General features: G+C 43.4%; 21 protein-coding genes. 15 read left to right on the forward strand and 6 right to left on the reverse strand.

Going from position 1 to position 22,806, the window contains the following annotated elements:
- Positions 1-65: 65 nt before the first annotated feature.
- The 3 genes from cadR to GMES_RS13515 all read left to right on the forward strand — a co-directional run bounded on the left by cadR (position 66) and on the right by GMES_RS13515 (position 2,886).
- Positions 66-449 carry a Cd(II)/Pb(II)-responsive transcriptional regulator gene (gene cadR / locus GMES_RS13505; protein ID WP_006993272.1) on the forward strand — a complete coding sequence of 128 codons (384 nt, stop codon included), beginning with the start codon at positions 66-68 and terminating at the stop codon, positions 447-449.
- Between the two features lie 484 nt (positions 450-933).
- A complete protein-coding gene (locus tag GMES_RS13510) occupies positions 934-1,761 on the forward strand; it encodes an abortive infection family protein (protein ID WP_006993273.1) in 828 nt (275 codons plus the stop codon).
- Positions 1,762-2,037: 276 nt separating this feature from the next.
- The gene (locus tag GMES_RS13515; RefSeq protein ID WP_006993274.1) at positions 2,038-2,886 is read left to right on the forward strand and encodes an HD domain-containing protein; all 849 of its coding nucleotides are present in this window, start codon (positions 2,038-2,040) and stop codon (positions 2,884-2,886) included.
- Between the two features lie 76 nt (positions 2,887-2,962).
- Here the strand turns inward: GMES_RS13515 and GMES_RS13520 are convergent, their stop codons facing one another.
- Together GMES_RS13520 and GMES_RS13525 are read right to left on the reverse strand one after the other, a co-directional pair.
- Entirely contained in the window at positions 2,963-3,880 is a 918-nt protein-coding gene (locus GMES_RS13520; protein WP_006993275.1) for a DUF2971 domain-containing protein, read from the reverse strand.
- A gap of 468 nt (positions 3,881-4,348) precedes the next feature.
- Positions 4,349-4,759, reverse strand: a complete 411-nt coding sequence (locus GMES_RS13525) for a hypothetical protein (RefSeq protein ID WP_006993276.1) — start codon at positions 4,757-4,759, stop codon at positions 4,349-4,351.
- A 363-nt stretch (positions 4,760-5,122) separates the two neighbouring features.
- Between GMES_RS13525 and GMES_RS13530 the strand changes: the two genes are divergently transcribed.
- From GMES_RS13530 to GMES_RS13565, 7 genes are all read left to right on the forward strand, one after another.
- On the forward strand, positions 5,123-7,483 hold the full coding sequence (locus GMES_RS13530) for a TonB-dependent receptor (RefSeq protein ID WP_006993277.1): 2,361 nt from the start codon (positions 5,123-5,125) through the stop codon (positions 7,481-7,483).
- Positions 7,484-7,611: 128 nt separating this feature from the next.
- Positions 7,612-9,009: a ferredoxin reductase family protein gene (locus GMES_RS13535; protein WP_006993278.1), complete on the forward strand. Its 1,398-nt coding sequence runs from the start codon at positions 7,612-7,614 to the stop codon at positions 9,007-9,009.
- Positions 9,010-9,076: 67 nt separating this feature from the next.
- A complete protein-coding gene (locus GMES_RS13540; RefSeq protein ID WP_006993279.1) occupies positions 9,077-10,999 on the forward strand; it encodes an FAD-dependent oxidoreductase in 1,923 nt (640 codons plus the stop codon).
- Between the two features lie 60 nt (positions 11,000-11,059).
- Positions 11,060-11,275, forward strand: coding sequence for a 4Fe-4S dicluster domain-containing protein (locus GMES_RS13545; protein WP_006993280.1), 216 nt, complete (start codon positions 11,060-11,062; stop codon positions 11,273-11,275).
- Between the two features lie 192 nt (positions 11,276-11,467).
- Complete coding sequence (locus GMES_RS13555) at positions 11,468-12,283, forward strand: IclR family transcriptional regulator (RefSeq protein ID WP_006993281.1); 816 nt, start codon at positions 11,468-11,470, stop codon at positions 12,281-12,283.
- A 13-nt stretch (positions 12,284-12,296) separates the two neighbouring features.
- Positions 12,297-13,478 (forward strand): MFS transporter, encoded by a 1,182-nt coding sequence (locus GMES_RS13560; RefSeq protein WP_006993282.1) that lies wholly within the window; start codon positions 12,297-12,299, stop codon positions 13,476-13,478.
- A 165-nt stretch (positions 13,479-13,643) separates the two neighbouring features.
- A complete protein-coding gene (locus GMES_RS13565) occupies positions 13,644-15,407 on the forward strand; it encodes an arylsulfatase (RefSeq protein ID WP_006993283.1) in 1,764 nt (587 codons plus the stop codon).
- Here GMES_RS13565 and GMES_RS13570 read toward each other — a convergent pair.
- A complete protein-coding gene (locus tag GMES_RS13570) occupies positions 15,388-16,359 on the reverse strand; it encodes a LysR family transcriptional regulator (RefSeq protein ID WP_226990300.1) in 972 nt (323 codons plus the stop codon). The two genes, GMES_RS13565 and GMES_RS13570, sit on opposite strands and share 20 nt — an antisense overlap.
- A gap of 134 nt (positions 16,360-16,493) precedes the next feature.
- On the opposite strand from GMES_RS13570, the gene GMES_RS13575 reads away from it, so the two are divergent.
- The 3 genes from GMES_RS13575 to GMES_RS13585 all read left to right on the forward strand — a co-directional run bounded on the left by GMES_RS13575 (position 16,494) and on the right by GMES_RS13585 (position 19,157).
- Positions 16,494-17,249 carry a glutathione S-transferase family protein gene (locus GMES_RS13575; RefSeq protein WP_039987450.1) on the forward strand — a complete coding sequence of 252 codons (756 nt, stop codon included), beginning with the start codon at positions 16,494-16,496 and terminating at the stop codon, positions 17,247-17,249.
- A 489-nt stretch (positions 17,250-17,738) separates the two neighbouring features.
- A complete protein-coding gene (locus GMES_RS13580) occupies positions 17,739-18,677 on the forward strand; it encodes a transporter substrate-binding domain-containing protein (RefSeq protein ID WP_006993287.1) in 939 nt (312 codons plus the stop codon).
- A gap of 54 nt (positions 18,678-18,731) precedes the next feature.
- Positions 18,732-19,157 carry an acyl-CoA thioesterase gene (locus tag GMES_RS13585; protein WP_006993288.1) on the forward strand — a complete coding sequence of 142 codons (426 nt, stop codon included), beginning with the start codon at positions 18,732-18,734 and terminating at the stop codon, positions 19,155-19,157.
- An 88-nt stretch (positions 19,158-19,245) separates the two neighbouring features.
- On the opposite strand, the gene GMES_RS13590 is transcribed toward GMES_RS13585, so the two are convergent.
- Positions 19,246-19,806 (reverse strand): porin family protein, encoded by a 561-nt coding sequence (locus tag GMES_RS13590; RefSeq protein WP_006993289.1) that lies wholly within the window; start codon positions 19,804-19,806, stop codon positions 19,246-19,248.
- Positions 19,807-20,090: 284 nt separating this feature from the next.
- Here GMES_RS13590 and GMES_RS13595 point away from each other — a divergent pair, with 284 nt between their 5' ends.
- Positions 20,091-20,318, forward strand: a complete 228-nt coding sequence (locus GMES_RS13595; RefSeq protein ID WP_006993290.1) for an EexN family lipoprotein — start codon at positions 20,091-20,093, stop codon at positions 20,316-20,318.
- Positions 20,319-20,429: 111 nt separating this feature from the next.
- Here GMES_RS13595 and GMES_RS13600 read toward each other — a convergent pair whose 3' ends face one another.
- Positions 20,430-21,137: a DUF1499 domain-containing protein gene (locus GMES_RS13600; RefSeq protein ID WP_006993291.1), complete on the reverse strand. Its 708-nt coding sequence runs from the start codon at positions 21,135-21,137 to the stop codon at positions 20,430-20,432.
- A gap of 122 nt (positions 21,138-21,259) precedes the next feature.
- On the opposite strand from GMES_RS13600, the gene GMES_RS13605 reads away from it, so the two are divergent.
- A complete protein-coding gene (locus GMES_RS13605; RefSeq protein ID WP_006993292.1) occupies positions 21,260-22,099 on the forward strand; it encodes a sterol desaturase family protein in 840 nt (279 codons plus the stop codon).
- A gap of 70 nt (positions 22,100-22,169) precedes the next feature.
- Here the strand turns inward: GMES_RS13605 and GMES_RS13610 are convergent, their stop codons facing one another.
- The gene (locus GMES_RS13610; RefSeq protein WP_006993293.1) at positions 22,170-22,790 is read right to left on the reverse strand and encodes a CDP-alcohol phosphatidyltransferase family protein; all 621 of its coding nucleotides are present in this window, start codon (positions 22,788-22,790) and stop codon (positions 22,170-22,172) included.
- Positions 22,791-22,806: the final 16 nt, after the last annotated feature.

The raw sequence follows: 22,806 nt of genomic DNA on the forward strand, positions 1-22,806 counted from the left end.
CAAATACTGTAGGTACAGTGTAAAGTCTATACCTAGTATAGAGTCAACAACACAAAGGCACGTTTATGAAAATAGGTGAGCTATCAAAAAAAAGTGGGTGTTCTATTCAGACGATCCGTTTTTATGAAAAACAGAATTTGTTTGAGGCTTGCAATCGCAGTGAAGGCAACTACAGAATTTACGACGCATCATCGTTGAGAGCACTGCGATTCATTAAACAATGTCGCTCATTAGATTTGACCATAATAGAAATTAAACAACTGTTGGATACCAAAAATAATCCCGATAAAAGTTGTTCTAGTGTGAACAATTTGATCCATCAACACATGGTTGACGTCACACATCGCATTGCAGAGCTTGAGGAGCTAAAGCTTACCTTATCTGACATGGCTTCGGCATGCGCAGATAATAGAAAAGTTAAAGAATGCGGGGTATTGCAGTTGCTTTAAGAGTGATACTAATATCTACAAGTTTTGATGTTTTACGTTTGCCTAAGTTTTCATAAGGATATAGATTTGATAACTCGAAAGGCCGTCTCTATTCAGATTTTAGAGGATTCAACAATTGAAAATAGAAAAGGTAACCGCTACTTCGTTTTCTGCCTTAATTCTACATATGGCAAGTACCCATCAACATCGCACCATCATTTGAGTGTTAACTTACTCAGCATTTCCGATTGCCAGAAGTAATTAAGCGACGACCCATTCGCTCAATCGATATTGAGTTAACGAAAATAGCTATGACTGACGGTAATTGCCACAAACTCTCCATGCAATTTGAAGGTGTATGGCTCATTCTGCCGTAAACTTGTCATTCTCAAATTGGGTACTTTAACTCTCGTTAGGATTATACTTTTTTGAAGCTCTGAAGCAGTATTTATTAAAACAGGTTAACATTGGCTTTGGAAGTCTTTGAAATATCAATGGAGGATTCATGAAGAAAGAAATTCCAGCACCAATAATTGCTGTGCTTTCGGATAATTTGCACAATATCGAATCTCACGCGAGTTTAAACAATCTGTTCATGCATGCGGACGCGCCTGGCGACCCACCAGAAGGCTCAAAGCCTGTTAAGGTGCAGCAGTGGTTGCGACGTATAAATAAAGAGTCTAACTATCCTTTGATCATTCTGGGTAAGCTGATTGAACCGTACATGGAGTTGCTAGACGACGAAGATACGGATCAAGTATCTTGGGGTGTAAATGTTAGCGACCAAAAACAAGATCTCAAGGTAAAGCTTCGCAATACACTTGAGCGTTGTAACTTAACTTACCTTAGCGGCGGCATTATTTCTGATGGAAGCTCGGCACCAAGTCGATCATTATCAGATTTAATAAAAGGGAGAGATCTTCCTTCAATAGAGGCAGAGTTTGATCGAGCATTGTCAAAAGTAAATTCAGAACCAAGGGAAGCGGTTTCTGCGGCATGCAATATTCTTGAGTCCATTTTTAAAGTGTATATTACGGATGAAGGTCTACCTAAACCGCAAAAGCAAGATCTTCAAAACGTCTGGAAGGTCGTCAGGGCTGACTTGGGCTTCGATACAAAACTTGTCCAAGATGATGATCTCAAAAGAGTACTTTCCGGCATTTTATCTATCGTGGATGGCATTGGAGCTTTTAGAACTCATGCCAGTTCAGCCCATGGAGAAGGTAGAAGAGTTTATAAACTGAAACCTCGCCATGCACGTCTTGCAATACATTCTGCTCACACCATTGCCTTGTTCGTTCTTGAATCCTGGGATGATAAGCGTGAGCGTTAAATGTCAATTAACCACATTGTGGCGCAATCTTCCTATTAAATATGGCAGTTAGAATTATTCTTTGATATTTTGTCAATCATTTATTTTAAATTGCATAAAATACAATGGTTTACGTTATTTTATTGTTGACCGTTTAGCTACCATAAATTAATATTTGGCTACAAAACGCTCTTTGAAAAAACGTGGACTTACATTGCTAACTTTCTAATGTATGCATCAAGTCTGGCTACTTAAGTTCGATTCAGCTTAGTGGAAGAAAGTTAGACGGGAGAAGTCATGAGGCACAATGTAAGTCTTAAAATGGCATTAAAAAATATCAGTAACTGGATAGCAGATAAATCTCTTTACTACAGCCCAGAACACAGGAAATATTTATACGGATTCTATGCCGGTCTAGGGAATTTTGACTTATTTGAGTTGCCAAGCGAATATCAATGCTTGATTTCGAATAGCAATCTTAGGGATGGTAACTTACACGCTGTTGTCTTATCAATATTACCTATTAAACACACCACTACAGATGAGATAAAGCCTTATGAAACGTATATCCGTTGCGTTGTTAGCGCAAAACTATATGGATATCAGCATACCCCCTCTTTACTGTCTGCAATCCGATTTGCCTCTTTGCATCATGCAAGCCAGAAACGCAAGAGTACTGGCGAACCTTATCTAAACCACTTAATTGAAGTGACGCAAATCCTTCAGTTTTACGAATCAAGTAGCAATGAAAATACGCTAATAGCAGCAGTTTTACATGACATCTTGGAAGACACTGAGGTTACCAGTATTGGTGTTAACTATTTATTTGGGGATGAAGTTTCAAAGATAGTGTTAGAACTGACGTGTGATTCAGCAACCAATTCTGATGATAAAAAAATAGCACTACTAAATCAGGTTGCAACAGGTAGTAATGAAGCGCGAATAATCAAATTAGCAGACATAATATCCAATGTATCCTCGATTCCTACCTTATGGGCGCTTGACCGCAAGATAGGTTATATAGACTGGTGCAATAAAGTTGCCAAGGTATGTGCCTCATCATCTGAACGGTTATATGAATATTTTAAGTTGCAATTACAATCAGTAGAACAAAGTCCCGCAATACAAACGTTTCGTGATAATTAAATCATGTAGGCTGGAATTCCCCGACTTACATTGTCCGTTCCACATAAAATTTTTGTAAGTTTTTTGTCATGCTAGTTTATCTACCAATCTTACCCATTGCTTTCATGTAATCGTCTAATCCACCAATAGAGTCAATTATCCTGAATGGGTTACTTTGAGCAGCAACTTCTTCATGAGCTTCAGTTATACTGCACCAAGGGCAGAGGGGGGTGTCATTGATTAATGGTTCTGAACAAGACTGACAAGTTTGGTTAGTCGCGACAATTCGGTTATTTTCAAAAATGAAAGTATCGTTGCATTCATTATTCATATACGGTTTAGGATAACTTTTTCCTTTGAATAGTTGGTACCAGTCAAAACCATTTTCATCAGCTAGACTGAGACTGGACTCAATAGACTCTTGAGGAAAATTTGTACCAACGATGATTGAAGTAACAAATTCGGTGGGTATGAAAAGAATACTATTGCCAGCCACATTTTCAGTGATTTTCTTCATATCTACAAAACGACATTCACGCTCATAACTCCATTCATCATATTTGGAAAAATATGATTCTGTAAAAACAAACTGCTGAAGATCATATGAATATCTAGGCTTCAACAGAACCGCAGCTCTTTGAAGAATATTTTTTAAGTTTTCATGAGGGGCTTTGCGGTAACTAACATCCCAAATTGGGTTTCCCTCAAAGTGCTTTATCAGACCATCTAAATCAAATTCGAGAACAAAGCCTGAATGGTTGTTTGCATAATGTGCCCACATTGGTGAGACGACCGGTGATTTAGAAAAACATGTCGTCGGGTTTTGTGGGATCCCTCCAACAATATCTTTATAGAAAGCTAACTGTTCAGAGGGAGTGTTTAAATCCATTCCCAAAAATAGTTCGAATGGGTCGTTGTAGTCGCATGGTAAAGAGCACTTTACCCCACAGTATTCTTCTCTGCTGAAAACTAAATTAATGACATCATGACTGAAGTACTTGTATATTTTCCCCATAAACCGACTACCTTAAATAAAATTAGCTTTTTTTGAATATTATTTATCTAGTGCAAAGCATCAGTTAACTTACGTAACAATAATGTACGCACCGTTTGTCAACCCTAGACTAATTTCTAATGTGTTCAAACCTATTTGTCAGTTTACTGAGTAATGCAGAGTTAAAAACATTATCATGCTCGTACAGGAAAGAATTTAAAATATAGAAGATGATTGAAACAGCATTCTAAGTAAATATAGCGGACAAACTTTGTTATTACAAAAAGCACTTAAGCGTTAAACTTTTTTATTACAATATTAATTTAAACGCCAAACTTTATTATAATATTATAGGCATTAAGAGTCAGACTTTTTTATAACAACACAGATTTAGTATCCAAACATCATAGATTGAGACAATTATATTAGGTTTCAGACACTTTGATGAGCGTTATAAGCGTATCATACGAGAATAAACGCCTCTGAAACTTACATTTTTATCGATTGAGATGCGTGCGTTTCAAAGCCCATTTCAGCTAGCCACTTTCGGGCGTCTGATTCGCTACTGAAACGACGGATCGTGACATGGTCTCTGACTTCCTCGACGGATTTGTTGAGCAAGTATTCTTTAAGTACATCAGTACTGAATACTTCTGCAGCTGCACACATACCTTGACTGACACACCAACCAATGACGCGTTTGATAATTGGCTCAACAGACGGTGTGCTAAGTTCCCATTGTTCAAATGACACTAAGTGAGCGAATTTTCTAGCGGAAACAGTCGGGATGACTCGGTGCATTTCCCTCTCAAAGTTTAATGCTACTTGTTCTGACCATTGGCCGATAATGCTGATAGATACCACCTGACCATCTGTTTTTACGTGAAAATTGGCTGACATAATTACTCTCATCACTCTGCTACTTATCTTACTCTATGCCAAAATCTCCGCTAACTCATAGCAAATATCGAATGGGGTTGACGAAAAATCACCCTCCTAACATCCACCAATAGAGTTCTCTCACTTTCACATTGGCCGAAATATTAAATATTCGACTGTTTCACTATACGAAACGAGTGTATTGATTGGCGGTTAAAGCCAGCGTAATGTCCATTTGTGAATTTTATGTAACTCAACTGTAAATTTTGTTTTGGTTGAGGTAAACGGTAGCGCCAAATTGGGTGAGTCACTTGGACGCTATTTTAAGAATGAATTAAACAATTTGTCTTCAACTTAAATAATAAAATCCAAGGAGAACACACGGTGAAAGCCCCATTCAAATTACTATTGTTAGCGACATCCATAGCCAGCGTTTTTAACCCTCTGAATATTAGTGCTCAAGAAAATAGCACGGACACAAAGCAAGTAACAACCGAAGCGCAAGACACACAAGAGTCACAAGGCATTGAAGTGATTATGGTTTCTGCGACCAAACGTTCTGAAAGTATGCAAGATATTCCCCTTTCGGTGACTGCCTTTTCACAACAACAACTTGATATTAAAGGGGCTTCTTCGCTTGCGGGTATTCAAGAGTCTACGCCTAATCTCAACTTCTCGGTGCAGTCAGCAGGGCAGAACGTGGCACGCGTAACACTACGTGGTGTGGGTACTGAAACCCTAGTTGGTGGTGGCGACCCAGGTGTTGCACTGCACATTGATGGTGTTTATGTTGGGCGAAATTCAGCGGCTGCCGGTGACGTGTTTGATGTGGACAGATTAGAGGTACTGCGCGGCCCACAGGGTACGCTGTACGGACGTAACGCAACGGGTGGCTCTGTTAATATCATTACTAAGAAACCTACTGACATTGTGGAAGGTTATACCGATTTTACCATTGGTAACTATAACGAGCAGCGTGTACGTGGCGTAGTAAATGTGCCCCTTACAGACAACCTGTATGCGCGAGTGACCATGATGACCGAAAGCCACGATGGCTATATTAAAAACTTGTATGAAAGTGGACGGGATGTGGATGATAAAGACTCGCAAAGCGGACGTGCTCAGCTTTTATATGTTAACGATGCAGGGGATGAATTATTACTACGTGGCTATTTCTCAAAAAATGGCGGTGCGGGGCCTGGATCGCAGTATTTAGGGACGGACATTAGCACTGAAAATGGCTACCCCAGCAATTATTTAGTCGGTGTTTCAGATGCTGGAGCAGGTGCGGCTGTACTTGCTGATGCATACAACTTAGTCACCACACCTTCTGGCGAGAGTATATTGCCATTTCCTAATGATCTGCATGAAATCAGAAAAAACGCCCCCGAGTTCGTGGATACCTTGATTCAGGGGATGGACTTTGATGCCACAGTAAGTTTGTCGGATGATCTGTTGCTTAAAGCCATTACTTCTTATCAAACCAACGACAACGAAATTTTAGTTGATGCTGACGGTTCTGAATTAGCGATTGAAACCCGCCATCGTCAGAATAGCGCCGAGCAATATAGCCAAGAAATAAACCTAATTTCCCAAACCGATGACCCCTTTCAATGGATTTTAGGTGCCTACTATTACCATGAAGAGCTCACGGAGCGATTCGAAACTATGGTTCCAACTGGGTTAGTGCCTCTGGACGTTGATTTGGGAGAGGATGCCGTGGCAGGTGGAGGTGGTATACGTCAGCTTAGGATGGCCAGCCACGAGGTAGATTCAACGGCCTTGTTTGCTCAGCTGTCTTACGAGTTGACTGACCAATGGTCTGTTACTGGTGGTTTGCGCTATACCCGCGATGAAAAAGAGCAAACACGAGAAACTGGCGGCCAAGTAGACCTCGTTAATAATGTGCGCTTTTTATCAGGCGAGCTTGGCCCTGAAGGCACAGATACGGGCAAAACATCCTTTACCGAACCGAGTTATCGGGTAAGTACTGATTATCAACTGTCCAAAACAAATCTTGTTTTTGCCAGTTATGCCCACGGTTATAAGTCGGGCGGCTATGATTTTAATGGTGGTGCTAGCGACGAAAATGGCGATCAAGTTCCCTATAACCCCGAATTTGTGGACACCTATGAAATCGGTTCTAAAAATACTTTTTTCGATAACACAGTGATGCTGAACTTAACGGCATTTTATTACGATTATCAAGATTTGCAGGTATTTCGTTTAACCGGCGATGGCCCGTTAACAGACAATGCTGCGCAATCAACCATTACCGGTGTCGAAGTGGAATACAAATATCAACCTTCCGAGGACTTTAAAGTCGATGGTTCAGTGGGCTACCTAGATGCCACCTATGATGAATATTCTATTGATATTCCGCCGACAGATTTTTCAGGTAACCGTTTGAACTATGCACCTGAATGGACAGCACATACCGGTATTGAATACACCAAAACCATTGGTGATGCCTATCTGACGACTCGCCTGGATTGGTCTTATCGTTCAGATACTTACTTTGACCGTGGCAATACGGACTTAGATAAACAGGAAGCGTTTAGCTTATTTAACGCGCGGATCCGTTATGACGCAGAAACTTACTACATGGACTTATGGGCGAAAAACCTAGCTGACAAAGATTATGTAGTTGGTCAGCTAATTAACCCGCCGTTTAGCTGCGGTTGCCGCACGGTTAACGTGGGCGCACCACGCACAGTGGGCATTACGGTAGGTGCTCGTTTCTAGAGCGTTTTACCATAGATCGAAAAATTGTTTGAGACGTATTTTAGGGCAGCTTATTCAACAAGAGCTGTACCTACTTTCCATAGTCGTCGAACACGATGTTAAAAACACCTTGGTAAATAGGTATCTCAATGAACAACAAACTTTTAACAAGAGATGTAGGGCAGCTACCTGCAATCAAACGCTCCCCGATGAGTTTTTATTCACTGGTGACGATTTACATCATGTTAATTCTTGCTCCTTGGGCGCTGTCATATATTGAAGGGCTACAGATCCGTGGTTGGTATGAAGAACTAGTTACCTTACTGAGTATCAGCGGTATGGCCATGATGTTGTGCCAATTTACCCTCCTTAATGGTCGAGTGGATGCCATCAATAGCCGTATTGGCGTAGATAACTCTATGCGGGTACATAACAAGGCAGGGGAATACCTCGCCATTTTGTTTTTCTTGCATCCTTTTCTGATTGGCTTGCCGCGCTTTATTGTTGCGCCGTCTTTTGCTCTAGATAATTTATGGATCATGTTCACCAGTGCTGAGTCAGCAACGGGGGTATACGCTTGGTCACTGCTGATTGTGTTAGTGCTAATGGCAATCAAAAAGAACAAAATCGGCTTGTCTTACGAGGCGTGGCGCTATACCCATAGCGTAGGGTTTGTAGCAGTGATTATTTTGGCAACCCATCACGCAGTCACCGTTGGGCGCCACGGCAGGTACAATCTATGGTTTGATGTGTTGTGGATTGCCCTTTGCGCCGTCGCGGTCAGTGTAGTGGCTTACGTTTACTTTATTCGCCCTCGTTCAGTATCAAAAAGACCATTCACAGTTGTTGATTGCCATAAAGGCAGTGCTGACGATTGGTATCTAACCATTAAAAAAGACGCGGACTTTCAATTTGAGTTTGATGCAGGCCAGTTTGTATGGATAAACACCTCAGGCAGTGCGTTTAAGCGTAATGAACATCCGTTTTCAATCGCATCAAGTCCTCGCTCGTTACCTGAACTAAGCTTCGTCATTCGAAATCTAGGTGACTACACCAAGCAATTAGGCAAATTACAGACAGGTCAGCGTGTATGGGTGGACGGTCCCCATGGCGTATTTACCCTAAACGCCAGAAATGCCCAAGGCATAGTGTTGCTTGCCGGTGGCGCCGGCATTGGCCCCATCATTGGTATATTACGAGACCTTAAAAACCGTGCTGATACCCGACCTATTCGCTTGATTTACGGTAATCGTAATATGGCGCAAATGATGTTTTTGGATGAGCTTATCGACATGGCAAAAAACATGAATCTAGTCACCACCTTAGTACTTAATGATACGCCTGACGATTTCCCTCCTATTGGGTTTCAAGGGCACAAAGGCTTTATCAATCAAAGCGTCATCGAAGCGAGCGGAGAGGGTTACAACACCCAAAATTGGGATTATTACATTTGCGGCCCCCAGCCCATGGTCAAAGCCGTTGAGACGACGTTGCAGCAGCTTGATATCCCGCAATCGCGAATTTTGTACGAACAACTTGGTTTCTGATAAACGACAACAGATACCGAAAACACCTTAGTGTTTAATGCATAGCGAAAAGTAGAAGGTCTATCTCATGACTGATGAAAAAGATATTAACGACAATAGAAATGACAACAAAAGCGTCAATCAAAATGAAAGTGCACCGGAAAAAATCAAAGAAGGTGTCACACGACGTGATGTATTAAGAGCTGGGGCATATACCGCTGCCGCTTTAGCTGCGCCATTTATTGTCAATACTGGCGCGAGAGTTGAAGCCTCTGCAAGTGAGCCGGTACACAAAGCTGACTTGATAGTGATAGGCAGCGGTTTTGCTGGCACCTTTGCCGCGCTAGAAGCACGCAAACAAGGGCTAAGTGTTGTGATGGTCGACAAAGGCGTGGTGGGCTGGTCAGGCATGTCACCATGGGCATCTGACAGTCGTCCCTTCGACCCTGACATTTATGACAGAGAAGAATGGCAACAAAACATGGCCATGAACACCGAATATGTTAACGACCGCAAATGGTTGGACATATTCATGGACGAGTCCTTGGACATATTCAACACTTTGCATGAAATGGGGGCTCACAACACGCGCCCATTTGAGCGTGGCTCAGTAGTGTTTCGTCAGGAATTGGAAGATGCAGGCGTATCACTTGTAGAGCGCACCATGATAACTAGCCTACTGCAAGACGATAGCGGCAAAGTGTGTGGTGCTGTAGGTTTCACTTACGACGACACAGCTGAACCGTCCAAAGCTGTAGTGCTAAGGGCTGACGCAGTTCTGTTATGCACAGGGGCGGGCTCGTATAAAAGCCCGGGTTTCCCTATTTGGGGGCAAACGTTTGATGGTGATGCTCTCGCATTTAATGTTGGGGCCAAAATAGTCGGTAAAGAGTACAACGATACACACCCTACATTTGCTTTCGCACCTGCTGCTGCCTATGAAGGCTGGCGCTGGGCACAAAGTGTTAAAGGTGCGTACGTAATGGTAGGCCCCCCAGATAAGCTGGACGGGGGCTTGACCTTGGGGAATGCGTTAGGCGTCTATCAAAATGGGGTAAATCGCCAACTAGGTATGGGACCAGGTGGCGAGCCACCTCCACCGAAAGGCGAGGAAAGACCCGAGTCGCCGATGGTAAAAGACAACCGCAAATATTTAGGAAAAGGCTATTTAACGCAGCCAGATTTGATCTTAGATTTGGGCGGGCCACCTGAAGGTGCAGGCGAAGATGCGGGCTTTGGTCACCGAGTTGGCGGGGCTACCGCAGGCATGGGCGTACATAAAAGTGAAGGGGTGTTTTGTTCCGATTACAGCGGAGCGGCAGATGGGGTTGAAGGTTTATATGCTGCTGGTGATGCTTTGGGTTCAATGTTGTGCGGTTCGTTATATCCAGGGAGAGGGTTTTCATCTTACGGCTCTGCTATTCAAGGGCGTATTGCTGCCAGAAATGCAGTGAAATACGTAAAGTCTGTGGCGACACGTCCGAAAATCAGCCAGCAACAAATCGAAGCCAAGTTGGCTGAAATGTGGGCTCCGCGGAATGTCGAGCAAGGCTACAGCCCAGAGTGGATAACTGCGACATTGCAAAATACCATGACCCCGATACACATTTTGTATATCAAAGAACCGCGTAGGTTAGATGGCGCGTTGGCTTCAATCGAATTTTTACGTACCCAATGTATACCCAAAATGATTGCCAGAGATGGCCACGAACTGCGTATGGCGCACGAGGTCAAAAGTATGTTGTTGAATGCGGAAATGAAATTGCGCTCTGGTTTATTTAGAGAGGAAAGCCGTGGTACGCACTTTCGAGAAGATTTTCCGGCTAGGAATGATAACGAGTGGCATTGCTGGGTGACGGTACAAAAACAAAAAGATGGAATGTTGATGGGCAAGCACATGTTGCCTGAGTCGTGGAAGCCGGACAAGAGCAAAACCTACCGGGAAAACTATCCTCGGGAGTTCCCAGGGGAAATAGATTTTCTAACGAATAATCCACAGTTTACGCTCTGATAATAGCGAACGATAAATAAATACATTAACCGTAAAACAATACAAAAGAGGTGTGATGTTATGCCAATTGAAAAAATACATGGCTGTATAGGTTGTGAAAAATGCGTGCAAGCGTGCCCAACTGATGTGATCAGGATGAATCCTGAATCGGGTCAGGCATTTATTGCTTACCAGCAAGATTGCCAAATTTGTCATTTGTGTCGCTTAAGTTGCCCGGTGGATGCCATTACGTTAACGCCAGACAAGGCGATGCTACCCACCACATCCTGGGGCTAATCATAAGGAATTTTTTAATGCACATTTATCCATTTCGTAGGTACATTAGACAAGTGAATCGAGCGCTTGTAGTCATGATGGTCGTGTTTGCTAATACGGCGTGTGATATTGCTCCCCAAGGCATTAAGTTTAGACCACCACAAGCGACACCCTCTCAAACCTGCGCAGGCAGCACATGTACAGAGTCGACAAGTGAAAAAGAGCATTAAGAAAGATAAATTAAATGCCATCGAGAAGTCGTTAGAGATCCTCATAACCTTTACCAACACCAATCATGAGTTGAGTACTGGGGAGATTAGTAAGCTAACGGGGTTTCATAAAGCCACGACATCGCGGATTTTATCGACCTTGGTGGAATACGGTCTGTTTGCTCATAATGACGAGAGCAGAAAGTATTCCCTAGGGCCTTTAGCGTACCGACTTGGCGTATCGCGGGTAAGTCAGTCTATTCAACATTTCGTCGAGGTTTCATCCCCCTATATTGATAGGTTACGAGACAGCACCAATGAGTCTATTTCCCTTGAAGTGTGGAGTGGAACAGGCACGATAGCCTGTTATTTTGCTGAAAGCAGAGATCCTTTAAGGGTGTCTATGGCTCAAGCTGAAATATTGCCACTGCATGCTCCAGCAGGCGCGAAAGCCATCTTATCTTTTATGCATTGTGAGCAAGTCATCAAAATGCTCGATTATGAATTTGAAGCCTTGACCGAAAATACGTTGACCTCAAAAAGTGAATTGCTTAAGCGCTTAGAGGCGTTTAATCGCCAAGGCTATGCCACTGATAACCAAGAATTACACCTCGGTATTTACGCTATTGGGGTGCCAGTTTTCGACCGTTTAAGCAAACCTGTTGCCGCCGTATGTATGGTGATGCCTGCAACACGTATGACACCAGAGAAAGAAGCTGAAGCAGTGAAGAGCTTAAAACGCACAGCAAACGGGATTTCAACAGAGTTAAAAAGCTTACCCAGCGCGTCATTTCGATTTGACCCTATGCAAAGAAACTGAGTGGACATAAATTATGACCACTAGGCATATTGCCGATGTAGCTGCCTTTTCATCACGAGGGGCGCTGGCTGCGATGATATCTTGTCATGTTGCGGGCTTGTTCTTCTTGCCCATGATGCCCTTAGTGATGGGGGCGTTTGTGAACGATTTTTCAGTGCAGGCGCTTTCACTAGGCAGTGTTGCCTCAGCTCAACTCACCACAACTGCCCTAGGGGCGTTTTCTTTTACCATTATAGGGTCGCGAACCAGTTGTCGGCGGATCGTACTGGCAGCGATTGCCTGCGAATTGTTGCTTAATGCTGCCACCCTAATCTCGTCTTCCTTCACAGAGCTTATCGTGCTTCGGGGAGCTTCAGGATTTGCTCAAGGCCATTTGTTAGCGGCCGCTGGCGCATGTGCAGCTTTAAGTCGTAGAACAGAAAAAACCTTTGCTTTGTATAACGCCACGCTTGCCACTTTTGCCGTGGTTTTCCTTTTCGTGGGGGCGCTGGTGGTCCCACTGTTCGGTCATGCTGGGGTGTTTGCTTTGTTTGTTGTGGTGGACGTGCTGGCGCTAGCCTTCATTTACTTTGGCTTGCCTGATTTTACTCTGCACGCTAGGCAGGCATCTTCTTCCGTGCGCGCCACGCCATTCACGCGATCGGGGGGGCATGCATTCATTGCGCTTATATTCTTTGGTGTGGCATTGTCGGGTACGCAAACGTTCATAGAGCGTTTGGGATATTGGCATGGAGCAGCTTTAGATGTGGTCGCAACATCCTTAGGGTGGGGGTGGTGCTTAGCCATTGTTGCGCCATTTATGTTGATTTGGTTAATGGGCCGCTGCAAAGACAATTTGGTCTTATTGTTGCCCGCCTACGCCCTGATTGCAGGGTTAGCTATAATGCTTTCACTTGCGCAGACTACAGTTGTTTACCTCTTGGCTGTAGCCTTATTTACACCGCTTATTATGTTTATTGAGCCGCTGCAGTTCGGCGTGTTGGGGCAGCTCGATGATACCGGTAGGCTGGCAGCTTTAGGTCCTGGGGCTATCTCAATTGGATCTGGTCTAGGGCCACTCACTATTAGCACAGTGGTAAATGCTTTCGGCTTGCTCAGTGTAGGGATAACAGCTGGCTGTTTGCTGGTGCTCTCATTGCTATTTTTATATCCTGTATGTACTAAAGCAAACGAAAAAGCACTTCAAAAACAATGAGTCACTCATTCAAATGAGTACTTATCCTTATCTTATCTTCTATTTAGTATTTCTGTTTTGCATTACGAAACAACTGTATTGCCAAAAGTGCCGAACAGCGTACTGTTTACATAATTGCAACATTTACGGCGGGCTAACCTGCTATCTATTACGAGGTAATTATTTGTGAATAGCTCCACTTTAACGCGTTCTGCTGCCACTAAGTTGCTTAAGGCTCTTGTACTAACCGCTGCAGCTTGCTCAACGGCTGGTTTTTGTAATGAATATAAGGCACAAGTACTAAATCAGGTGAGCGAAAACAAACCAAATATTTTGTTGATTGTAGCGGACGATTTGGGGTACTCGGATATTGGAAGCTTTGGGGGGGAAATAGCGACCCCAAATCTAGATGAATTGGCGAGTGATGGTGGCAGCAAATTAACCAACTTCCACGTTGCACCTACCTGCTCGCCTACGCGCTCAATGCTGATGTCTGGTACCTATAACCACTTGGCTGGCTTAGGCGCTATGGCTGAGTGGGTCGCCGATAATCAGCGAGACAAGCCTGGCTACGAAGGTTACTTGAACGATCGCGTCGCCCCCTTACCAGCGCTACTTAAAGATGCTGGTTATCGCACGTTTATGGCCGGTAAATGGCACCTCGGGATGTTAGATGGTCAAGGGCCTGATAGTCACGGCTTTGATGATTCGTTCGCTATGTTGCCGGGGGCTGGTGATCATTACTCTGATCGAGGCTTGTTTCCCTTTATGGCTAAAACGCCTTATCGGGAAAATGGTAAACCGGTGACATTACCTGAAAACTTTTACTCCACACGCTTTTACAGCGATAAAGCGATTCAATATATCGATTCTGTCATCAAAACGAAAGACCAACCCTTTTTTGGTTATCTTGCATACACCGCGCCCCACTGGCCATTGCAGGTAGATAAGAAATACAGCGATAAATACAAGGGCAAGTATTCAGGTGGTTATGAGCAAATCAAAGCAACGAGGCTAACAAAGTTAGCGGATTTGGGTCTTATTCATGAGCACGCTACGCATAGTGCAGGCAGCGGCTGCTATCCGCAGTGGCAGCAACTGTCGCCTGAAGAACAAGCGAAACAAGCCCGTATGATGGAAATTTACGCAGGTATGGTGGATGCGCTAGATGAAAACATCGGTAGGGTGGTCCAGCATTTAAAAGATATAGGGCAGTATGATAATACCTTGATTGTTTTCATCTCTGATAATGGCGCTGACGCCCGCCCTGAAAGAGGCCTAGCAGAGGAAGCAAAGTACGTACAGGAAACGTTCGATAACAGTATGCAGAATATCGGCGCTGCCAATTCTTTTGTTTCTTATGGCGGAGCGTGGGCTCAGGTCAGTAATACCCCTTTTAGTCTACACAAAGGCATGGTGACTGAAGGCGGTATTCGCGTACCTGCCATTATTCATCTTCCGAATTCTCAAGCGCATGAGAAGGCCCAGACATTAACTGAGTTCGCATCAGTGATGGATTTACTACCGACATTTTTAGACATAGCAGGTGCTGAATTACCCGGAACAGAATATAAAGGTCGAAAAATATTGCCTGTTGTTGGAAAATCGATTTTACCTTATTTACACGGCGAACAAGACTTTGTGCATAAAGACGAAGTATACGGGTTCAGTGTGCACGGCAGGCAAGGGCTACAGTATAATCAGTGGAAGCTAGTTAGACTGCCAGCGCCTTTCGGGCGGGGAAAGTGGCAATTGTTTAACCTTGATGAAGATTCAGGTGAAACTCATGACGTAGCGCTCGAAAACCCTAAAAAATTGCAAGAGATGGTCAGCCGTTGGGACACCTTCGCAGCCAGCACTGGAGTGATTATTTCAGACAAAAATGTAAGAACGCCGAAAGAATGCTTAATCGAGCAGGAAGATACCTTGGCTAATCAACATCACGAGTAAGATTGACGCCTAGTGCATAAGCTAGCTCAGGTTTTTGTTGCAGTAGTCTTTGTTCCCATGGTGCGGGTTCGTTGTATTTTTGTCTCAAAAAATTTAAGAAGATGCGCGCTTTCATCGGCACAAATGAAGATTTTCGATAAAACGCACATAAGGTCGTTTTTTTGATGCGGTAGTCGGTAAGAACGGGAACAAAGCCTCCTGACTGAATTTCATTTTCGATATAAAACAGCGGCATCATGGCCAAGCATTCCCCCTTCATGACCGCAGAGCGTAGCAGGGTGATCGTATTTGAGGATATGACTGGAGTGAAAGGGATAGATTCATCGCCTTGACGGCCCTCAAAGTGCATCACAAAATCCGGGTGAATATAGCGATTGTGAGCCAGAATATGCTGCTGTAAAGCTTTGGGTGTGCTGGGTACGCCATGCCTTTCAATGTAATCAGGTGAGGCGACAATAAGCCTTCTTACTGGCGCTATATCAACTTTCTCAAGCACGCCGCTGTGGGGCATGTCAGTTTGAATACTCAAATCAAACCCTTCTTGTACTGGGTCACAGTAACGGTCATGTTGGCTTAAATCGATACGCAAATCAGGGTGTTGTTGGCGGAAATCACAAAGGTCATCGGCTAAATAGGCTTGGGTAAAAGAAGAGACACAACTTACGCTTAACGTGCCGCTTAAGCTCCATTCTTGGGTGCTCACATCGGCTTTGGCCTGCGCCAAATCCGCCAGTATGTGAATGCTACGTTGATAGAATACATTTCCCCCTTCAGTGATGGATAATTGCCGGGTCGAGCGCTGAAATAATTGTAATTCTAATTGCGCTTCGAGTTGATTAATACGTTTAGTGATTGCAGATTTGGCACAATTCATTTGCCGCGCAGCTTCAGTAAAACTGCCTACTTCCGCCACTTTTACAAATGTACGCATACATTCAAGTTCATTCATCATTGTTTCCAAATTGTGAATAAAGTGTATCTATTTCGCTATATTATCATCTTTATAGAGTTAAATTATAGTGCCTGACATCAACTGATACTGCTTTCGCGCAGTACGGAAATCACGATCAATTATTGAGGTGTCCCATGGGAATAGTTACTCCAACTAATAAAGCGGTACTCGAGCATAAAGGTCTACATCTTTATCACTCAGCTTTATCGAATTGTGCGATGCGGGTGCGTATGACCCTCGAAGAAAAGAAGTTGCCTTGGACGAGTCATCATTTAGACATCACTAAAAAGGAACATATTACCCCAGAGTATTTTGGTATTAATCCAAACGGTGTTGTACCGACCTTAGTGCATGATGGTGTGGTGATTATTGAGTCTGACGATATTATTGATTATATCGACCAAACATTTCCAGAGACGCCGCTTCATCCTGTCGCGGCAGAGGAGCTAGAAAGCATGTATTGGTGGATGAAATCTGCGGTGGAAATTCATGTGAAGGCGGTTAAAACCTTCATCTATTTTCATAAGATGCAGGGCAAAATGAAGCAAACAGATGAGCAGAAAGACGCTTATGAAAAATTGCAAACTAATGAGGAACTCATCGCCTTTCATAAAAATACTGATAAAGGTTTTACGGCTGAACAAGCAAATGAAGCAGTGGCGATGTTAGATCATTTCTTTAAACTAGCGGATGGCATTTTGCAAAATCGCGATTGGTTGGTAGGAGAGCAATTTACCTTAGCAGATATTACCTGGGTGCCAATGCATTTCACCTTGGCGGGGGCAGACTATGACTTTTCGCGCTTTCCTGCTGTTCAAGCGTGGGCGAGTCGTTTACAAGAGCGAGAAAGCTTTAAAAAAGGTGTGCTTGACTGGTGCCCCACTTTTTAAAATGGTCAGGCCAATCGTTGCTAGATGATCGCCAGTCAACATTAGCGTTATTTCATGGTGATGACTAAATCAGCCCTTATTAAAGCGCTGGTTTTTTCGTTAATTTGCTGTGGGCTTTTTACTCGCGGAGGCTCTTTATCGGCTGAAGGCTCTCTACTAGCTGAAGGCTCTCTACTAGCTGAGGGCTCTCCCCCGTAAAAGGCTATTATCAAGACTATGAGTGAAATCAGAGTGGGCTTGTGTCACTTCTACTTATGTATTTCCCATATCCCTCATATCCACAACCATCAACTACAATTTTTGCTCATTTAGGTGTTGCTCGATCTCTTTCAGCAGCGATTGCCCTTGGCTTTTAAAATTTACTGGAAATTGAATATGACATAACAGAATTTTCACAAAGTTTTACTTTGTTATGTTTACTATTCATTCTGTTTTTTGGCACTATATTTAGTCAAGCGTGCTGCATATTTAGATGGAACGAAGAATAGAATGCTTTTTACTCACAGCCTAAAATACTTAGGCAAGCGTCATCATATCGATAGATTTTTATCGCTGCCGGGGATCCTTAGGGAATATGCATTTGTGGTGATGGGTGTTTTTTCACTGACTTTTAGCGTTTCTGCATTTGCTGAGCCGGTGACAACCATTTTGTACCCTAAGCCTCTGTCGGTTGATGACCATCGGCCTATTTATCCCGTACGTTTATTAGCATTAGCGATAAGTAAACTCAACAAACCCTATAAGTTGAAACCAAGCAAAGGGCTAATGAATCAAAGCAGAGCACTACGTATGTTAGGCACTCAAAATGCGCCTGATATTGTGTGGACCATGACCAGCAAAGACCGAGAAGAGACATACACGCCCATTCGGATCCCCCTCTATAAAGGTTTAATTGGTTGGCGCCTATTTTTAATTCACGCCAGCGCCCAAAGTCACTTTGATCAGGTTAGTAATTTAGCGGGTTTGCAAGCATATACTGCTGGCCAAGGGCACGATTGGCCTGACTCCTATATTTTAACCAACAGCAAGATCGACGTAATGTCGTCATCTATGTATGAGCGCTTGTTTATGATGTTAGACAGCGAGCGATTCGATTTTTTCCCGCGTTCGATTATCGAAATTTGGAATGAAATAGAGTTTAGGCCGCAATACAACCTCGCAGTAGAGAAGCACCTATTGTTGCGCTATCCCGCTGCGGTTTACTATTTCGTCAATGCTAATAATAAGGAGCTTGCTGCAGACATAGAGCGTGGCTTGCAAATAGCGTTAGAAGATGGCTCCTTTGACCTGATGTTTGAGAAACATAATCAATGGTTAATTGATAAGTCTAATTTGTCTGAACGAAATGTGATTGATTTACCCAACCCTTTATTACCTGAGCGAACACCGTTAAAAAATCCAGCCCTTTGGTATCAAATTGAACATTAATTTAATGCTACAATCTGGCTAAAACCCCCATTGAATCTTGATACAGGCAGCGAAATGCAAGAAGAAACGCAAGAAGAACATCTCGGTAAACTCACCACACGAACTCTCGCTATGCCGGCTGACACGAACGCTGCTGGGGATATTTTTGGCGGCTGGGTATTATCACAAATGGACATTGCCGCAGGCATATGTGCGGGTCAGCGTGCTCAAGGACGAGTTGTCACTGTGTCAGTAGAGAGTATGAGCTTTATCCGCCCTGTACACGTGGGGGATATTCTAGGTTTGTATACCCGCGTTGTGAAACTAGGGCGCACATCTATGGTTATCAATGTTGAGGCTTGGGTAAGGCGCGATAGAATTGGATTGCGAGAGAAGGTCACCCAAGGACAATTTAAATTTGTCGCAATTGATGATAAGGGTGTACCCATGCCGCTGCCATCAGAAGACGAATTGCCTGATTATGTGCTAGAGAATTTCTAAGTATCTTTTAACGGATCCTGCTGGTTCAAAACAAATCAACACAGCGACAGAGGATCTAGTCGCTGTGTTGTGGTAAAAATCGCTCTAACTAGAACGAGTAACGTGCAGAGACGCCCATAATATCGTTGTCATCAGAGGTGCGATAAGACACGCTTACGGCAGCCGCAGGCGTAAAGTAATAACTTGCTGCCAAGTTTAAATAGGTATCGTCGTCATCGTCCAAATCGAGATACGACACGCCGCCATCAAGTTCTATGTTAGGTGTCACACGAGAGCGTATACCCGCTGTTAGGCCGTAGCCATTTTCATCATAATCTTCGAGTTCAGCTTCCTCATAACTGACCACACCGTATACATCTGTATTGCTTGATGCTGCCATGCGATAACCAATACCTAGGCTCAGCTGGTTAAAATCAATATCACTATTGTTGATTTCATCGGATGTGTCCGTGTAGGACCCATTAACAAAAACATTCTTACCTACCAGTGCAGAACCTGAAACTTTAAAACCATCTGGCTCATAGTCGCTGTTGTCTACATCGATTTTTGAATAACCGCCTTCCACATAGTTGAAGTCAGGAGAAGCTGCGTAAGCAGTAGGAACGGAAATAACGGTCGCTGCTAATAAAGCAATTTTTGAAACTTTCATTGAAATTCCTTAATAAAAAATAAACTGAGTGAGCAACAAAAGTAGTGGATTAGAGACACCTAATCAGACAATAAGAACTACTTCTGTCCTGCGCCTTATACATGATGTTAACCAGCTGATTTTCAATAGAAAAAGTTGTAATTTTTGAGATGTTTTTTTAGTATCTAAACGTGAGAAATTGTTAAGGGATATGTAACGCTCGATTTTTCAATTAGTTGAGAACCCACGCTGGCGTTAAACCCGAACGTACAGTGTTTTATTCATCGGGAATTTAAGGAAGAAAAATGAAAAAATATATGTTGATACTGCCTTTAGTCTTTGGCTTAGCCGCTTGTGGTACGCCGTCAGTCGAAGATTTGGTTGATGATCCTGAGCTGTTAAGCGAAGTACTCGCCGAGTGCACTGAGAAACTAATGAAAGGTGAAGAGGTGAAAACCGAAGAGTGCCAGAATGCCACAGAAGCGCAAAAGCAAATTTTGAATAATGTGATGAAAGGTTTACTTGGTAACTAAACTACTTCGAGATATTGTTAAAATATAAAAACGCCCAGCGATGAAAACACATCACTGGGTGTTTGTTTATCATCTTGCATCGTTATGCATCTGCAGATGATAGGGTAAAGATTAAAGCTTGCTGTTTATGGCATCGATTAAAGTGTGAATACGCTCGGCATTTTTACCTAAATCGCTCATACCCACACGAGACTTGCTGCGGACATCAAGGAAGCTCTCTTCACCTGTGGTACGAATACGTACAACTACATCGTCTTTAAAACCAAACCATCCTGTGGTGTCAGTTGCTTCAACGATGCCTAATGATTTATCTGAATTGACCAGCTCCCAACCTAAGTCCTTGATGGCTGCTTCAGTTGCATCAAATACTTGTTCTGTATCTTGAGTATATTTCTGAGTGATCAATTCAGGATAAGCTTCACGTTGTTGCTTAGCGATTTCTTCGCCCGCATATTCCACAGGGTTAGGTGCATCAGCGCGCAGGGCAACGATAGCCACAAATTTAGGAGGATTGACTAAGTCAGTTGAAATATCATGGATCGGCGGTACTGATTTAGCTTTGCTCATCATACTCATCGGTAAACCAACGGCAACCAATGCCAAAACAGCTGATACGGCAACACCTGCCCAGCTAATATTTTTACGCATAAAAATAATCTGGAACAAGATCAAAACTAACGCGGCGATCCCAGCGTATACACCGAAGCGTAAGGCAGCAAAAGCAGTGCCCAACTCGAGTATACCAAATTTGTAAAGAGGGCCAGGCAGGGCGACAAGCAAAATAGCCAGGAAGCTAACTAAGCTAACCAAGGTCTTCATAGAGTGTTCTCCGTTGTTATTATAGTAACGTGAATTTATAGACTGATGATATATGAACAACCTAATACTATCAGTAACAGTTTTTGGAATTAACTTTCTAATAAATATTAATGTGGATAAGTATGCAAAATGAAGTCTGGTTGCGAATGGGCAGTTTTATCTTAGTGTTGGCCCTCATGATGATTTGGGAAGCGGTAATGCCAAATCGTGTTTCACCCGTGGCGCGTTACAAACGTTGGTCGAGTAACTTTTTTTTAGTTCTGTGTGGCGCGCTTACTGGCAGGTTATTGGTTCCCGCAGGACTTGCCGTTGTGGCAATTTTTGCAGATGAGCAGCAATTCGGCGTGCTGAATAGACTGCCGGTGCCTGAATGGGCGGCTGTTGCCTTAGCGGTTATCGCTCTTGATTGCCTAATTTACTGGCAGCATCGCGTTTTCCATCGAGTGCCACTGTTATGGCGTTTGCACCGTGTGCATCATGCTGATCCCCATCTTGATGCATCAACAGGCTTACGTTTTCACCCCATCGAAATCGCCTTGAGTCTAGGGGTAAAAGGGCTTGGTATATTCTTATTGGGTGTGCCGGTCATGGCTATTTTAATTTTTGAGATTGTACTTAATGCCAGTGCTGTTTTTAATCACAGCAATATAAAGCTGCCTAATTGGTTAGAAACGCCTTTGCGTAAAGTGATTGTCACCCAAGCCATGCATCGTATTCATCACAGCCAGGTGGTAACGGAAACCGATAGCAACTTTGGATTTTGCTTATCCATATGGGATCGGCTTTTTCATAGCTACACCCATGAAGCCAAAGCCGGTGACGACGGTTTAACGCTTGGCTTAAAAGAGTACAACAAAGAAAATAACAATACGGGCATAAGTACCGTACTACTGATGCCATTTCGACAAATACCCAAGCAGATGCCACCTAAAAATGGCTCTCCTAAAAATGAACGCAGTTGAAAAGTGCTCGGCTACTAAGGTGCTCGGCTAACAAAGAGATCGGCTAATAAAGTGCTCGGCTAACAAAGAGTTAGCTGTCTTTGGTGGCTACTAAAGTGTGATAGCCCACCCAAATTCGGATAATGGCAGTAAGCCAGCAGATTACCGCAAACACCGATGCTATCAATACAAATTGATTCGGGAATAAACAAAACAAACACAGCACTAAAATAGTTTCAAAGCCTTCTGCTAACCCCCCCATATAATGCAAGCTTTTTTGCGGGTAATTAGGGCTATCGATACCATGTTTGCTGGCCATAATAGCAAAGGCCAAAAAGCTGCCACCTGTGCCCATAAATGACAGCATCAAAAAGCTGCCTGCTATGGCGTTGTCCATTGGGTTGGCGCAGACAAAAGCGAAAACGATGGCTGAATAGAATATGAAATCTAAGGTGATATCTAAAAAGCCTCCAGCGTCCGAAGGCGAAGTTTCTCTAGCTATTGCGCCGTCTAACCCGTCGCCTAGGCGATTTAGTAAGATTAAGCACAACGCCAATACGTATTGACCATAAATAATGGCCGGCACTGCGAGCATGCCAATGACAAAGCCGGCGACTGTCACTGAATCGGCGGTCGCTCCACGTTTAATTAACTGTTTGGCCGCACTGCACAAAGGCTTTTTCAACAGTTTATTTAAAATAGGGTCTAGCATGGTTTACCTTATGTTT

This window comes from Paraglaciecola mesophila KMM 241, from assembly GCF_000315015.1.
GTDB classification, from domain to species: Bacteria; Pseudomonadota; Gammaproteobacteria; order Enterobacterales; family Alteromonadaceae; genus Paraglaciecola; species Paraglaciecola mesophila.

What these genes read in the sequence shown, in the direction of transcription:
- cadR (WP_006993272.1), top strand. Translation starts at nt 66, where the DNA reads ATGAAAATAGGTGAGCTATCAAAAAAAAGTGGGTGTTCTATTCAGACG.
- GMES_RS13510 (WP_006993273.1), top strand. Translation starts at nt 934, where the DNA reads ATGAAGAAAGAAATTCCAGCACCAATAATTGCTGTGCTTTCGGATAAT.
- GMES_RS13515 (WP_006993274.1), top strand. Translation starts at nt 2,038, where the DNA reads ATGAGGCACAATGTAAGTCTTAAAATGGCATTAAAAAATATCAGTAAC.
- GMES_RS13520 (WP_006993275.1), bottom strand. Translation starts at nt 3,880, where the DNA reads ATGGGGAAAATATACAAGTACTTCAGTCATGATGTCATTAATTTAGTT.
- GMES_RS13525 (WP_006993276.1), bottom strand. Translation starts at nt 4,759, where the DNA reads ATGTCAGCCAATTTTCACGTAAAAACAGATGGTCAGGTGGTATCTATC.
- GMES_RS13535 (WP_006993278.1), top strand. Translation starts at nt 7,612, where the DNA reads ATGAACAACAAACTTTTAACAAGAGATGTAGGGCAGCTACCTGCAATC.
- GMES_RS13540 (WP_006993279.1), top strand. Translation starts at nt 9,077, where the DNA reads ATGACTGATGAAAAAGATATTAACGACAATAGAAATGACAACAAAAGC.
- GMES_RS13545 (WP_006993280.1), top strand. Translation starts at nt 11,060, where the DNA reads ATGCCAATTGAAAAAATACATGGCTGTATAGGTTGTGAAAAATGCGTG.
- GMES_RS13560 (WP_006993282.1), top strand. Translation starts at nt 12,297, where the DNA reads ATGACCACTAGGCATATTGCCGATGTAGCTGCCTTTTCATCACGAGGG.
- GMES_RS13570 (WP_226990300.1), bottom strand. Translation starts at nt 16,359, where the DNA reads ATGATGAATGAACTTGAATGTATGCGTACATTTGTAAAAGTGGCGGAA.
- GMES_RS13575 (WP_039987450.1), top strand. Translation starts at nt 16,494, where the DNA reads ATGGGAATAGTTACTCCAACTAATAAAGCGGTACTCGAGCATAAAGGT.
- GMES_RS13580 (WP_006993287.1), top strand. Translation starts at nt 17,739, where the DNA reads ATGCTTTTTACTCACAGCCTAAAATACTTAGGCAAGCGTCATCATATC.
- GMES_RS13585 (WP_006993288.1), top strand. Translation starts at nt 18,732, where the DNA reads ATGCAAGAAGAAACGCAAGAAGAACATCTCGGTAAACTCACCACACGA.
- GMES_RS13590 (WP_006993289.1), bottom strand. Translation starts at nt 19,806, where the DNA reads ATGAAAGTTTCAAAAATTGCTTTATTAGCAGCGACCGTTATTTCCGTT.
- GMES_RS13595 (WP_006993290.1), top strand. Translation starts at nt 20,091, where the DNA reads ATGAAAAAATATATGTTGATACTGCCTTTAGTCTTTGGCTTAGCCGCT.
- GMES_RS13600 (WP_006993291.1), bottom strand. Translation starts at nt 21,137, where the DNA reads ATGAAGACCTTGGTTAGCTTAGTTAGCTTCCTGGCTATTTTGCTTGTC.
- GMES_RS13605 (WP_006993292.1), top strand. Translation starts at nt 21,260, where the DNA reads ATGCAAAATGAAGTCTGGTTGCGAATGGGCAGTTTTATCTTAGTGTTG.
- GMES_RS13610 (WP_006993293.1), bottom strand. Translation starts at nt 22,790, where the DNA reads ATGCTAGACCCTATTTTAAATAAACTGTTGAAAAAGCCTTTGTGCAGT.